Source organism: Streptomyces drozdowiczii, from assembly GCF_026167665.1.
GTDB lineage: Bacteria > Actinomycetota > Actinomycetes > Streptomycetales > Streptomycetaceae > Streptomyces > Streptomyces drozdowiczii_A.
Genome location: NZ_CP098740.1, coordinates 2680381 through 2692809, shown reverse-complemented (window position 1 = coordinate 2692809; position 12429 = coordinate 2680381). Strand labels below are relative to the sequence as shown.

Below are 12429 nucleotides of genomic sequence, written 5' to 3'. Positions count from 1 at the left end.
GGCCTCAGCTCCCGAAGAGTTCGCGTACGGCGTGGCCGAGCACGGGGTACAGGGCACCCAGCATCAGCACGATCCAGATGCCCAGCACGGCCCAGAGCATCTGCTTCTGAACGCGCGGGCCCTTGGCCCAGAAGTCCACGGCGACGATGCGCAGACCGTTCAGCGCGTGGAAGAGAATCGCGGCCACCAGGCCGTATTCGAGCAGCGCGACGATCGGCGTCTTGTACGTGGACACGACGTCGTCGTACGCCTCGGGGGAGACGCGGACGAGGGCGGTGTCCAGGACATGCACGAACAGGAAGAAGAAAATGAGGACACCGGTGACTCGATGAGCCACCCAGGACCACATGCCTTCCCGGCCGCGGTACAGCGTTCCAGCCGGCACGGAAGAACCCTCCGGGAGCGGGGATTGGGGTCGGCCGGCTTGACTGTCGGTCTGACCCGGCCGGGTACGGTCCACCGGCCCCGGCCATCGTAGCGACGGTTTGTCGGTTCGATCGCGCGGGGCCCTCCGGTGTGATCAAAGTGGCAACGAAACAGGCACGGACGGGCTATGGACGGCCCTCCGCGGCCCTGCTCGGCCCCTCCGCGCCGGGGAAACCGGGCCGTGCGGCCCGCGCCCAACCCGTTATCGACTCGATACCAACGCGGCCAGGCGGCCCCGGGCGAGTCGCCTCATCTCGTCGGCCGTGACCGCCCGCTCCCGGTCCTCCTCGTGCGCGAGGCGGGCCCGGATGCCGGCCAGCACCTGGTCGGGGTGCTCGGCGGGCGGATAGCCGTCCAGGCAGATCACGAAGACATGGCCGAACTTGCGTTCGTACTCGGCGTGGGCGGCGGCCAGCGCGAGATGGGCGGAGCGCGGCGCGTCCGGCCGCAGCCCCGGGGACACCTCGGCCGCCAGCGCCTCGGCGTGATCGGCGGGGGCGAGGTCGTAGGCCGCCTCGTCGGCCGCGGCGAGCAGCGCCTCCGCGTCCGGGTAGGGGCGGTGGGCGGCGAGCCGCCGCGCCCAGGCCGCGCTGCCGAAGCACCCGAGCAGGGCCGCCTCGGCCTCGGGGGCGGGCGCGCCGTTGAACCGGGGCAGGTCCCAGATGGGGGAGGTACCTCGGCTCTGCACGGGTACGGCGGTGCGCCGGGCGGGCCGGGGCGGTCGCTCGGGGAGGCCGGCGTGGTACTCGCTGGACCTGGACAGCGTGGGCTCCCGAAATGGAGAGACTGAAGGGACTGAGGGGGCTCAACGCTAGCGAGCGGGGGATAAGGGCGGGCGAAGGATGCGCGAATTTCACCCGGACGGGAGAGTTTCGCGATGCCTGCCGAGCGGATGTGTGAGGAGATTGCCCGGTTACCTCCCTACATCTGCACCGTTTTCTCGCAGTTCTGCTCTCTTTTCTTCTCCCCCCGAACCGGAGGTTTCTGACTGATGGCACCCTCACGCGGCGCCCTCCTGGCCGCGACGGCGGCGGCCGCGGCGAGCGTCGTCCTCGTCGGCTGCGGCGGCTCCGGAACCGAGCACGGCAACGGCCCCGAGACGTCCCGTGCGGCCTCGTCCCCTTCCCCCACCCCGTCACCGACCCGCAGCTACCCGCTCTCCAAGGCGCCCCGCACCATCCCCGCCGTACGCGAGCACACCCCCGCCCACGGGCCCGGCTGGAAGCCCGGCAAGGACAGCGGGGTCGTCCTCGCGAAGGGCAGCGGCAAGCTGGCCGACGAGGGGAAGCTGCTGGCCGGCGAGCTGAAGATCCACTACCGGGGCGAGGCGGCCGCCCGCGCCGGTGACGTGGAGCTGGCGCTCACCCCGAAGGCGTCCGGCGGGCCGGAGTCGTACACCCTGCGCACCGCCGACGGGCGGGTGCGGATCAGCGGACCCGGCGAGGCGGGCGTCTTCTACGGCACCCGCACCCTCAAGCAGTCCGTGCGCGCCGACGGCTCGATGCCCGAGGGCGAGGTGCGCGACCGGCCGGACAAGCCGCAGCGCGGCCTCAACCTCGACATCGCCCGCAAGCACTACACCGCGTCCTGGATCGAGGACCGGATGCACGAGATGGCCGACCTCAAGCTCAACCAGCTCGGCCTGCACTTCTCGGACGACCAGGCGTTCCGCATCGAGTCCGACACCCACCCCGAGGTGGTCTCGCCGGACCACCTGACCAAGAAGCAGGTCCGGCACATCGTGGCCCTGGCCGGCCGGCTGCACATCCAGGTCGTCCCGGAGATCGACTCGCCGGGCCACCTCGGCGCGGTGCTGCGCGCCCACCCCGACCTCCAGCTGCGCAACGTCTCCGGCGTCGCCTCGACCGGGTCGCTGGACATCTCGAAGCCGGGCGCGGCCAAGCTGATCGACGAGCTGCTCGGCGAGTACGCGGAGCTGTTCGGCGGGGAGTACTGGCACCTGGGCGGCGACGAGTACCGGGCGCTGATGGCGAGCAACCCGGCCGCGTCCTACCCGCAGCTCCAGCGCGCGGCCGTCGCGAAGTACGGCTCCGGGGCCGGCATCTCCGACCTCGCCACCGGCTGGCTCAACGACCGGGCGGAGGTGATCCGCAAGCACGGCATGAAGCCGAAGGCGTGGAACGACGGCCAGTTCCGCGACAGCAAGGTGCGCGCCGACAAGGACATCGAGGTCGAGTACTGGACGGGCAAGGAGTACGGGGCCCGGTCGCCGGAGGAGTACCTGCGCGAGGGCCGCAAGGTCCTCAACCTCAACGACGAGTTCATGTACTACGTGCTCGGCCAGCCCAACGCCTTCGTCTACCCGACCGGCAAGCGGATCTACGAGCAGTGGACCCCGCTCGTGCTGCGCGGCACCACCCCGGTCCCGGCCCGCTACTCGGACCAGATCCTCGGCGGCCGGTTCGCCGTCTGGGGCGACTTCCCGAACGCCCAGACCGCCGAGCAGGTCGCGGCCGGCATCCGGATGCCGCTGCGGGCGACGGCCCAGAAGCTGTGGGTCCCGGGCAAGCCGAAGCCGAGCTATGCGGAATTCCAGTCGCTGGCGAAGGAGATCGACGCGGGCTGAGTCGCCGGGCACGCCTCTGACCATGGACAATGCGGCCGCCGGGCATTACGTTCCGGTGGCCGCGTCGTCCGGGGAGGGACGCGCGCGCTTCTCGCGTCGACGTCCGAATCCTGGGGGGTTCCGTTTCCATGCTCTGTTCACTCTGCGGTACGAGACCGGCCGACTCCGCCGACCCGGCCGATACGCGGTGCGCCGTGTGCGCCGGTGCGGCGGACGCCGACCGGGGCCGGGCCTGGGCCGGCAGCCACGGTGTGACGCCGAACGGCCCCCGGCTCGACCAGCTGCGCTCGCCGGTGGGCCTGGCCAAGGCGGTGTGCGTACTGCTCGGTGCCGTGGCCGTCGCGGACGTGCTGTCGATCGCCGCCGGTATCCACTCCCGCATGCTGCTCGCGGGCGGGCTGGACGGCGGCTTCCTCTCGGTGGACGAGGACGAGTTGACCCTCGCCGACAATCTGACCGGGGCCGCGGCCTCCTTCCAGGCGTTCGCCCTCCTGGCGACGGGCATCGTCTTCCTGGTGTGGTTTCGCCGGGTCCGGCGGAACGCGGAGGTGTTCGACCCGTCCGCCCACTCCATGCGGCCCGGCTGGGCGATCGGCTCGTGGTTCGTGCCCATCGGCAACCTGTGGCTGCCGTTCCGGGTGGCGCGTGGTGCGTGGGCCGCGAGCGCCCCGGCCGACGGCGACGGGCGCCGGTCCGCCGCCCCGCGCGGCCTGCTGAACGCCTGGTGGGCGGCGCTGATCGTGGACCAGCTCGTGAGCCGGGGTGCCGGCCGCTACTACGCCGACGCGAAGACCGGGAACGGGATGGTGCGCGGGCTCGACATGCTCGCGGTCGGCGACGCGCTGGACATCGTGGCGGCGGTCCTGGCGATCCTGTTCGTCCGCAGGCTGACGGCGATGCAGTCCCACCGCGCGAACCTCGGCCCGATCCCTGCGGTACCGCGTCCGCTCCAGGCGCACTGAGGCGGGAGGCGGGCTGCCGCCCCGTGATCGCGGGGGCGGTAATCAGCCAACGGCAGTGACGCTTTTCGGCCATTCGGCGCTGAATGCGATAACAGGAAGCGCTGCGCCCCCCTGTGCCCCGTCATGGGGCCATACGGAGGGGCTGACAGGAGACGCCGATGAGCCTGCTCGACCTGATCGCCGCCGCCGACGAACGCGGGCTCGCCGCCGCGGCGGTCGCCTGCCTCGAACGCTGTCTGCCCCAGCCCGCCCGGGGCCCCGCCCCCGACCCGCTGCGCCCGCTCTGGGCCGCCTGCGCTGAGCCCCGCCTCTGGCCGGCCCGCCTCGCGGAGGCCCGCGCCGCCCTGGAACCGCTCGCGGACCCCGGCGCCCCGGCCACCGCCCTCGCGGACCCCGGCGCGCCCGCCGCCCGCGTCCGGGACCTGCTCGCCGCGGCCCCGGCCGAGCGGGCGGGCGAGGCGCTGCGCGCCTGGGCTAACGCCTGCTCGGTGCTGGCCCTGGAGGTCCACCTCGGCCACGACACGACCGCGCCCGCCGCCCCGGACCCGGTGGCCCGCTGCCGGGCGGGCGACCCCGCGGGCGCGGGCCCGCTGCTGGCCGGCGAGGCGGCCCGCCAGACCGCGATCCTGGAGATGCTGGCGGCCATGGACGAGGACGCCCCGGCCACGGCCGGGCTGCGCCAGATCCGCGACGTCTCCACGGAGGGCCGCCGGATACTCCGCGCGGCGTCGGCCCGACGGGGGCGGGTGCGGTCCTGAGCGGCTGAACCACCGCCGCGTGGCGGGAGGAAACGAGGACGACCGGGGCCGCCACCCCCCACAGGAGAGGCCCCGGTCGTCTTCCGCGGGGTCGCAGGACGACCCCGTACTCATCTCTGCGCCGTGGGTGCGTTTTCTGTCACACCGGGGCGGGGCGATGGAATGTTGCAGGTTGTACAAGTCATGGACGGGGTGCACGCCAAGGACGTAGCGTGCTGAGTCGCGCAGGGTGGCGCGGCAGTGGTGACCAGCTGCGATTCGGACAGCAGGGCAGGGTTGAGGTAGTGCTGGGGGACGACGCGGGGCTTACTGCCGCGGTGCTCGCGGCACAGCGCGGGGACGAGGACGCCTTCCGTACTGTGTACCGCGCTGTGCAGCCGCGGCTGCTTGGCTACATAAGGACGCTGGTGGGGGAGCCGGACGCCGAGGACGTGGCGTCCGAGTCGTGGCTCCAGATAGCCCGCGACCTCGACCGTTTCAGCGGGGACGCCGACCGCTTCCGGGGCTGGGCCGCGCGCATAGCCCGCAACCGGGCACTGGACCACCTCCGGATGCGCGGCAGGCGCCCCGCCATCGGCGGCGACGAGACGGAACTCTCCGACAAGCCGGCGGTCTCCGACACGGCCGACGAGGCGATCGAGTCCCTGGCGACCGGGCGCACCATGTCGCTCATCGCCCAGCTGCCGCAGGACCAGGCCGAGGCGGTGGTGCTCCGCGTGGTGGTCGGCCTCGACGCGAAGAGCGCCGCGCAGACCCTCGGCAAGCGGCCCGGCGCGGTGCGCACCGCCGCCCACCGCGGGCTGAAGCGGCTCGCCGAACTGCTCGGGGCGGACGCGGCGGGCACCGCGGCCCAGCGCCCGGGCGGCGGCGACGGAAGGCCCGGCCCCGACCCGGCCAGGATCCCCGGCCCGGCGGACGGCGGTCGCCGTTACGAGGGCGAGCCGGAGGGCCCCGAGGCGCCCTCGGCGGCCTTCCGGGAGAATGCGGGGGACGCGCCGGGACGGACCGGGGAACTCGGTGTCGTACCCGTACAACGCCCCCCGCGCACCGGCCTGGTGGCTCCCGCCGGTGTGACGCATTCGCGTCTGTGGACGCAGAAGGACATGTGATGGCCGACGAGCAGTACGCATGGCTTGACAAGGAAGCGGCGGAGAAATTGCTCCGCGGCGAACCGGTCGACCCTGCCGAAGGCCGTCCCTGTCAGGACGCCGAACGCCTGGCCGCCGCCCTCGACGCCGTCGCCCGCACCGCCCGCCCCGCCACCGGTGAACTCCCCGGCGAGGCCGCCGCGCTCGCCGCCTTCCGGGCCGCCCCCCGCCGCCCCCGTACCGCCGGGGCCACCGCCGCGCACGGCGACGACGCCGATACGGCGGTGCTCCCGCCGGTCCACATAGGCAGGGCGGCCGGCCCCGAGCGAGGTGAGCGCCCGTTCCGCTGGAGCAGGCCCCTGCGCTTCGGGCTCGTCGCATCCCTGGCCTGCTGTGCCATAGGAGGGGTGGCCGTCGCCGCCGGTTCCGGGATGCTGCCCGGGCCCTTCAGCCGCCACACCCCCTCCCCGGCGACCTCGGTCTCGGCCGCCGAGTCCCCCGAGGAGCTGGGCACCGACGTCCTCCCCGACGAGGAGACCTCCGCGCCCCCGCCGCCCGGCACCCCGACCCCGGAGGCCCCCGCCCCCGGCGGCAGCACGGGCACCGGCCCGGGTCCCGGTTCCGGCGGCCAGGACACCGCGCGCCCCGGCGGCGGCCCGTCCCACGACGGCCGGAGCGGCAAGGACGACGGCACCGGCACCGACCGCACGGGCGGCAGCCGCACCGGCGGCGGGACGCACCCCGGGGACGGCGACTCCGACGACGACGGCGAGGACCCCTCGAAGGGGAACGGCCACTCCGGCGGCGACCCCTCCGGCTCCTGGTACGCCAAGACCCTCCAGGCGTGCCGCGACTACCGCGACGGCACGCTCGACGCCGACCGCCGCACCCGCCTCGAAGCCCTGGCCAAGGGCGCCCGCAACCTGGACCGGTTCTGCGACCGCCTGCTCGCCGCCGAGGACGGCAAGCACGGCGGCGGCGCGGGCGACGCCGAGCAGGGCGGCGGTGCCTCCGCGCCGCTCCCCGCCATCCGGTTCACCGAGTCGCCCGGCCCCTCGACGGCGGCCGTCGCGCCGGAGCCGGGAGCGACGGATCCCGCCTCGGAGGGCCCCCGGCCGACCGCCTCCGCGGCGGCCCGCTGAGCGTCCGTACCGGTCGGTGTGACGTTTTCCGGGCCGCCGACGCTGTACGGAATGAGCCGACTGGTCATCGGCAGCGCCCGGAGCCGGGGTTCCCCCGTACCTGCGGCTCGGCGCACATGGCGCGGGCGGGACACGTTCCCCCGGTCCCGCCCGCGCCCCTCATCTCCCTTGTCTCACTTGTAGATGACGACCTTGTCGCCGGTGCGGACGGCGGCGAAGAGGGCGGCGATCTTCCCCTCGTCCCGGACGTTCACACACCCGTGCGAGGCGCCGTTGTAGCCGCGGGCCGCGAAGTCCGAGGAGTAGTGCACCGCCTGGCCGCCGCTGAAGAACATCGCGTACGGCATGGCCGTGTGGTAGATCGTGGAGACGTGGTGGCGCGACTTCCAGTAGACGGAGAACGTGCCCTCGCGGGTCGGCGTGTACTGCGAGCCGAACCGCACGTCCATGGACGAGACGACCTTGCCGTCGATCATCCAGGACAGCGTGCGGCTGTTCTTGCTGATGCAGATGACCCGCCCCGTCAGACACCGCTTGTCCGGCTCGGCGACCGGACGGGTGGTCGGCGGATTCAGCTCGGCCGCCGTCGGCTCGTGCGTCATCCCGAGCAGCTTCTGCCAGGTGAGGGTGTCCGTCTTCCCGGTCCGCTCCAGGCCGCGCTTGCCCTGGAAGGACCGCACGGCGGCCACGGTGACGGTCCCGTAGTAGCCCGTGGGGCTGCGGTCGAAATGCCCGATCTGCCGTAGTCGCGCCTGGAGTTCGCGCACCTGCTTGCCCTCGGACCCGCTCGCCATGAGCACCTTGCCCTGCGGGTCGGCGGTCGGCGTGGTGCTGCTCGCAGTGGGCTTCGGCGATGCCGTGGCCGGCTCCGTCGGCTTCGCGCTCTCCGACGGGCTCGCGGAGCCGCCCGGCTTCGCGTCGTCGGTGGGGGAGCTGCTGCCCGCCGGTGCCGAGGGCGCGGCCGATGCGCCCGTCGCGGGCTGCTCCTTGCAGCCGGCGGTCACCCCGGCCATCGCCAGCACGGCCACGACGGCGGCCCCTCGGAGCGCGTAACCGCGCCCGGTCCTGCGCGTGCGTATCATCCCAGCCCCCTGCGTCCTCGGCCCCGGCGCCGTCGGCCCCTGAACCCGCGTGTCTCATGGGACGGGTTCCCGCTCCACCCGGTTGCCGAATCCTCTCCCTCTCTTCTCGTCGCGCATCTGTGACGGAGAACGCATCCCTGCGCGCCTCTCGCCCCGGAATACCCGCTTCCGTGCGGTCGTGGCCGCGTGCGAGACTCCGTTCCATGCTGGGTGTCACCGACCTTCCGACCTATCTCGCCGGCCTCGTGCTGATCGTTCTGCTGCCGGGCCCGAATTCGCTGTACGTGCTGTCCGTCGCCGCGCGGCGCGGGGTGCGGACCGGGTATGTGGCGGCGGCCGGGGTGTGGACCGGGGACACCGTACTGATGACGCTGTCCGCGCTGGGCGCCTCCTCGCTGCTCCAGACGACGCCCGTGCTGTTCGCGATCGTCAAGTACGCGGGCGCCGGCTATCTGACCTGGATGGCGATCGGGATGCTGCGCGCGGCCGTGTCGATGTGGCGCGAGCGGCACCGGCGGGTCGCGGAGATCACCGACGAGGAGCGGGCCGAGGCGCAGGCGCCGGGGGCCATGGAGCGGCCGTACCGGCGGGCGCTGGTGGTCAGCCTGTTCAACCCGAAGGCGATCCTCTTCCTGATCTCGTTCTTCGTGCAGTTCGTGGACCCCGGATACGCCTATCCGGCCCTGTCCTTCCTGGTCCTGGGGACCCTGCTCCAGCTCGCCAGCTTCCTGTACCTCTCGGCGCTGATCTTCGGCGGCACCCGGCTGTCCGCCGCCTTCCGCAAGCGCCGGCGGCTCTCGGCCGGGGCCACCTCGGCGGCCGGGGTGCTGTTCCTCGGGTTCGCCGCGAAGCTGTCGCTCAGCAGCGTCTGACAGCCCTTCGAGGCGTACGCCTCACTCCGCCCGCAGATACGCCGACGTCGCCACCCGCCCCAGCAGCCGCAGCCGCGAGGCCCCGTCCGCCAGATGCTTGTCCAGGGCCTCCTGGACGCCCGGCCACGCCGCGTCCCCGTAGTCGTCGAGCACCACGATCCCGCCCGGGGCCACGATCCCCTCGACCCATTCCAGGTCGGCGGCCACCCCCGCCATGGAGTGGTCGCCGTCCACCACGATCACCCCGTACTCCCGGTCGCCCGCCTCCGCCCGCACCTCCGGGGCGCTGGAGAAGCCCCGCACGATCCGGGGTGGTGCGTCGTGCCGCCCCCGGTCAGCGCCAGGTTGGCCCGCACCACGTCCTCGCGGACCGGGGTGCCCGTCGGGTCGGCGGGCTGCGAGGTGCCCGGCTGGAGCTGGGAACCGGCCAGCGGGTCGACGATCGTCAGCTCCGGCTCCACCCCCGCCCGATGCGTCATCCGGGTCAGCGCGGCGGCGAACAGCCCGTACAGCGTGCCGATCTCCAGGATGCGCCCGTTCGGCGGGGCCAGCAGCGGTACGGTCGCCAGCTTGCCGCACACATTGGACGTCGAGCCCGCGAGGCGCCCGACGCCCAGCGCCTCCAGGGCGACCACCGTGCGGTAGGCGGACACCACACTGCGCCGCGCCGCCGCGCTGTCCCCGGCCAGCGCCCCCACCTCGCGGACCAGCCGGTCCACCTCGTGGGCCGGGGGCATGCGGTGGGCGCCGCGCCCGGTCCCGTCGAGCAGCAGCTCCACGGCGTACCGGCCGCGCCGCTCCTCCTCGTACTCCCTCCGCAGGGTGGCGAGTTCGCCGCGCAGCGGTCCGGCGGCGCGCTCCACGCGCTGCTGGATGCGGCGGTCGACCAGGGCGGCGGCGGGGCGCAGGGCGCGCCGGGTCAGGCGGTTGTTCAGAAGGGAGGCCATGGCTGGGAACGTACGCGCGAGCGCCGGGCCGCTCCCACCACGCGGAGATGAAGTCTCGGTGTCGTCGCGGGTGTACGGGTTTACGGTGCCGTCCTGCGCCGCCGCCCGGCCACCCCCACCGCCACCAGCCCCAGCAGCGCCACACCCCCGGCCAGGCTCCCCGCCTTCAGCCCCGGCGGCCGGTACGCGCAGTCCAGCACCGGCCGGTCGCCGCTCACCGGGGCCGCGACCAGCCCGAGGTACGAGCCGGCCGGACGGCCCCCGCAGCTCCACCCGGCGATCCGGGGCGCGGCGAGCACCGCCAAACCGTGCGTCCCGGGTGGGAGTTCGGCGCGTACACCGCTTCCGGTGACCGTCACCCGCGTCGCGCCCGTCCGCTTCAGCCCGGCCACCGCGGCGGCCAGCCGGTCCCGGTCCAGGCAGCCGACGGCCTCGTGCGGGACGGTCCCCGGCCGGGCCACCCGCACCGCCACGTCGAGCGTCCCGCCCCCGTCGCCCAGCTTCCGCAGCTCGGCCCGGCGGCCCGGCAACTCGCCCCGGAAGTCCGCCTCTTCCCCCGAACCGAGTCGCGCGCGGCCGAACAGGTCCGGCGCCCACAGATACACCTCGCTGCCCGCCGGACAGGCGGCACGGAGGGTGTACGCGCCGGGCCGCACCGCGTAGTCGTACGCGCCCGTGTCCGGTGCGCCGCTCCCGTCCGCCGCGCGCAGGGTGGTCTCCGGCACGGTGTAGACGGAGGCGCCGAGCAGCTTCTCCTGGTTGCGGAAGGGTGAACGCCCGTAGTGCACCGCCCCGTTGGCGGGCCGCACGGTCACCAGCGGGGGCACGTCCTCGTGGGTCACCGTGACCGGGCGGTCGTCCGGGCGGTTCCAGCCCTGGTGCGGGTCGCGCGGCATGTGCACGCGGGCGCCCACGGAGAACACCGCGTCCGTCACCGGGTTGTCCAGGTCGTGCAGGGCGCGGCCGTTGGACGTCCACCCGGCGCCCAGGGCGAGGAAGGTGCGGGTCAGCACGTCCGGGGTGTGGCTGCTGTAGTACGCGCCGCCCTGGCCGCCGGTCAGCAGCGGATCGTTCGCCGTGCTCTGCTCCAGGCCCGGATCGGTCCGGTAGCGCGGCCAGCCGTCCGCCTCGGCGACCGCGGCGGCCTGGAGGCGCTGGCGCTCACCCCACGGGGCGTAGTCGTCCAGCCGCCCCAGCCGCTGCCGGTCGGCGTACGCGGTCGTCGCGGCGGCCTGCCCGGCCTGCGCCCCGACCAGCAGCAGCGCCGCCAGCACGGCGTACCGGCCGCGCCGGGCCAGGACCAGGGCGCCCGCCACGGCCGCCAGGCCCGCCGCGAACAGCGGGTACGTCCACGCGGTGACCAGGGCGCTGGACGCGGCCCCGGCGGCGATCAGCGCGACCACCCCGGCGCCGCCGAGCAGCGCCCGCCGGTCCGGCCAGCCGGAGGCGACCGACAGCCAGGCGGTGATCACCAGGAGCCCGGACAGCACGAACGTCTGGCGGTACGGACTGCCGTTGGGCGTCGCGAAGGCGTGCCACAGCAGATGCGTCGGCCCCCACTGCAAGGACAGCGCGACCCCCGCCACGAGCCCCGCCCACACCAGGCGTTCGGTGCGCGGGACGGCCCGGTGGAAGGCCAGGGCGCCCGCCAGGAGCAGGGCGCCGGTGCCGAGGAAGAGCGCCGGGCTGAAGAAGCTGTACGTCGCCGGGAGCAACCGGGCCGCGACATCGGGCCAGGCCGCCGGGGCGAACGCACGCGTCCAGCCCGGGTAGGCGTGCCGCGTCCCGAGGAACACCGGCACCAGGACCGGCGCGGCCAGCCCGGTCCCGAGCGCCACCGTCCGGACCGCGCGGCCCAGCCCCCGTATCCGCTCCGGGCGCGTCCCGTCCTCCACCAGCAGCCGCACCACCAGCACCAGCGCCGCACCGAGCGTCGCCATGTACGCGGTGTAGAAGTTCGACACCCAGGCCAGCGTCACCAGCAGCGTGCCCAGGACCGGGCGACGGCCCGTGCGGGCCCACTCGGCGGCCAGGCACAGCAGCGGGAACGCGACCAGCCCGTCCAGCCACATCGGGTTGTACACGGCCTCGATCACCGACCACCCGCACAGCGCGTACGAGGCGCCGAGCACGATCGCCGCCCACTCCCGGCCCCGGCCGCGACGGAGCGCCGTCAGCAGCCAGGTCATCGCGGCCGCCGCCGCCCCGGTCTTCACCAGCGTGACCGCGTACACCGCCAGGTCGATGCGGTCCCGGGGGAAGACGCCGACGAGCAGGGCGAACGGGCTGCTCAGATACGTACCGAAGTCGGGCAGGAAGCCCGTGCCGAAGCCGGACTGCCAGTTGAGGAGCAGGCCGCCGTCGGCGCGGCCGTGCAGCAGGTCCCAGAGGCGGGCGTGGAACGGGACGAACTGGTTGCCCAGGTCGTTGACGCTGCGGGTGTGCGGGCCGAAGGGGTAGCTGCGGGCCACCGCGTCCCCGGCGCAGACGGTGAGGGCGGCGAGCACGGCGGCCAGGGCGGCGGCCCGGCCGCGCGGCGACCGGAGTATCGGGAGTTTCCTCATG

Annotated in this window: 11 protein-coding genes and 1 pseudogene; 7 read left to right on the top strand and 5 right to left on the bottom strand. The window is 74.3% G+C overall.

What is annotated here, in order from left to right; genetic code table 11:
* Nucleotides 1-4: 4 nt before the first annotated feature.
* Together sdhC and NEH16_RS11970 are read right to left on the bottom strand one after the other, a co-directional pair.
* Nucleotides 5-385 carry a succinate dehydrogenase, cytochrome b556 subunit gene (gene sdhC, locus NEH16_RS11975; RefSeq protein WP_026242571.1) on the bottom strand — a complete coding sequence of 127 codons (381 nt, stop codon included), beginning with the start codon at nt 383-385 and terminating at the stop codon, nt 5-7.
* Between the two features lie 243 nt (nt 386-628).
* A complete protein-coding gene (locus NEH16_RS11970; RefSeq protein WP_374215662.1) occupies nt 629-1114 on the bottom strand; it encodes a 2-oxo-4-hydroxy-4-carboxy-5-ureidoimidazoline decarboxylase in 486 nt (161 codons plus the stop codon).
* 303 nt (nt 1115-1417) lie between these two features.
* On the opposite strand from NEH16_RS11970, the gene NEH16_RS11965 reads away from it, so the two are divergent.
* The 5 genes from NEH16_RS11965 (at nt 1418) to NEH16_RS11945 (ending at nt 6963) form a co-directional block, all read left to right on the top strand.
* Nucleotides 1418-3013 (top strand): beta-N-acetylhexosaminidase, encoded by a 1596-nt coding sequence (locus NEH16_RS11965; RefSeq protein ID WP_265541930.1) that lies wholly within the window; start codon nt 1418-1420, stop codon nt 3011-3013.
* A gap of 128 nt (nt 3014-3141) precedes the next feature.
* Complete coding sequence (locus tag NEH16_RS11960) at nt 3142-3975, top strand: DUF4328 domain-containing protein (protein WP_265541928.1); 834 nt, start codon at nt 3142-3144, stop codon at nt 3973-3975.
* 158 nt (nt 3976-4133) lie between these two features.
* Nucleotides 4134-4733, top strand: coding sequence for a hypothetical protein (locus NEH16_RS11955; protein WP_265541926.1), 600 nt, complete (start codon nt 4134-4136; stop codon nt 4731-4733).
* A 284-nt stretch (nt 4734-5017) separates the two neighbouring features.
* Complete coding sequence (locus NEH16_RS11950) at nt 5018-5842, top strand: RNA polymerase sigma factor (protein ID WP_265541924.1); 825 nt, start codon at nt 5018-5020, stop codon at nt 5840-5842.
* A complete protein-coding gene (locus NEH16_RS11945; protein ID WP_265541922.1) occupies nt 5842-6963 on the top strand; it encodes a hypothetical protein in 1122 nt (373 codons plus the stop codon). The genes NEH16_RS11950 and NEH16_RS11945 overlap by 1 nt, the downstream gene beginning before the upstream one ends.
* A gap of 173 nt (nt 6964-7136) precedes the next feature.
* On the opposite strand, the gene NEH16_RS11940 is transcribed toward NEH16_RS11945, so the two are convergent.
* On the bottom strand, nt 7137-7757 hold the full coding sequence (locus NEH16_RS11940) for a L,D-transpeptidase family protein (protein WP_430523749.1): 621 nt from the start codon (nt 7755-7757) through the stop codon (nt 7137-7139).
* Here NEH16_RS11940 and NEH16_RS33880 point away from each other — a divergent pair.
* A complete protein-coding gene (locus tag NEH16_RS33880) occupies nt 7756-8016 on the top strand; it encodes a hypothetical protein (RefSeq protein WP_430523748.1) in 261 nt (86 codons plus the stop codon). The two genes, NEH16_RS11940 and NEH16_RS33880, sit on opposite strands and share 2 nt — an antisense overlap.
* A 232-nt stretch (nt 8017-8248) precedes the next feature.
* Nucleotides 8249-8917, top strand: coding sequence for a leucine efflux protein LeuE (gene leuE / locus NEH16_RS11935; protein WP_073964321.1), 669 nt, complete (start codon nt 8249-8251; stop codon nt 8915-8917).
* Nucleotides 8918-8938: 21 nt separating this feature from the next.
* Here leuE and NEH16_RS11930 read toward each other — a convergent pair.
* Nucleotides 8939-9864: pseudogene (locus NEH16_RS11930) on the bottom strand (class I SAM-dependent methyltransferase).
* An 80-nt stretch (nt 9865-9944) separates the two neighbouring features.
* Nucleotides 9945-12428, bottom strand: a complete 2484-nt coding sequence (locus NEH16_RS11925) for a YfhO family protein (protein WP_265541918.1) — start codon at nt 12426-12428, stop codon at nt 9945-9947.
* Between the last annotated feature and the right edge of the window lies 1 nt (nt 12429).

Coding starts and splice junctions, on each gene's coding strand:
- NEH16_RS11965 (WP_265541930.1), top strand. CDS start 1,418: ATGGCACCCTCACGCGGCGCCCTCCTGGCCGCGACGGCGGCGGCCGCG.
- NEH16_RS11960 (WP_265541928.1), top strand. CDS start 3,142: ATGCTCTGTTCACTCTGCGGTACGAGACCGGCCGACTCCGCCGACCCG.
- NEH16_RS11955 (WP_265541926.1), top strand. CDS start 4,134: ATGAGCCTGCTCGACCTGATCGCCGCCGCCGACGAACGCGGGCTCGCC.
- NEH16_RS11945 (WP_265541922.1), top strand. CDS start 5,842: ATGGCCGACGAGCAGTACGCATGGCTTGACAAGGAAGCGGCGGAGAAA.
- NEH16_RS33880 (WP_430523748.1), top strand. CDS start 7,756: ATGAGCACCTTGCCCTGCGGGTCGGCGGTCGGCGTGGTGCTGCTCGCA.
- NEH16_RS11940 (WP_430523749.1), bottom strand. CDS start 7,757: ATGGCGAGCGGGTCCGAGGGCAAGCAGGTGCGCGAACTCCAGGCGCGA.
- leuE (WP_073964321.1), top strand. CDS start 8,249: ATGCTGGGTGTCACCGACCTTCCGACCTATCTCGCCGGCCTCGTGCTG.
- NEH16_RS11925 (WP_265541918.1), bottom strand. CDS start 12,428: ATGAGGAAACTCCCGATACTCCGGTCGCCGCGCGGCCGGGCCGCCGCC.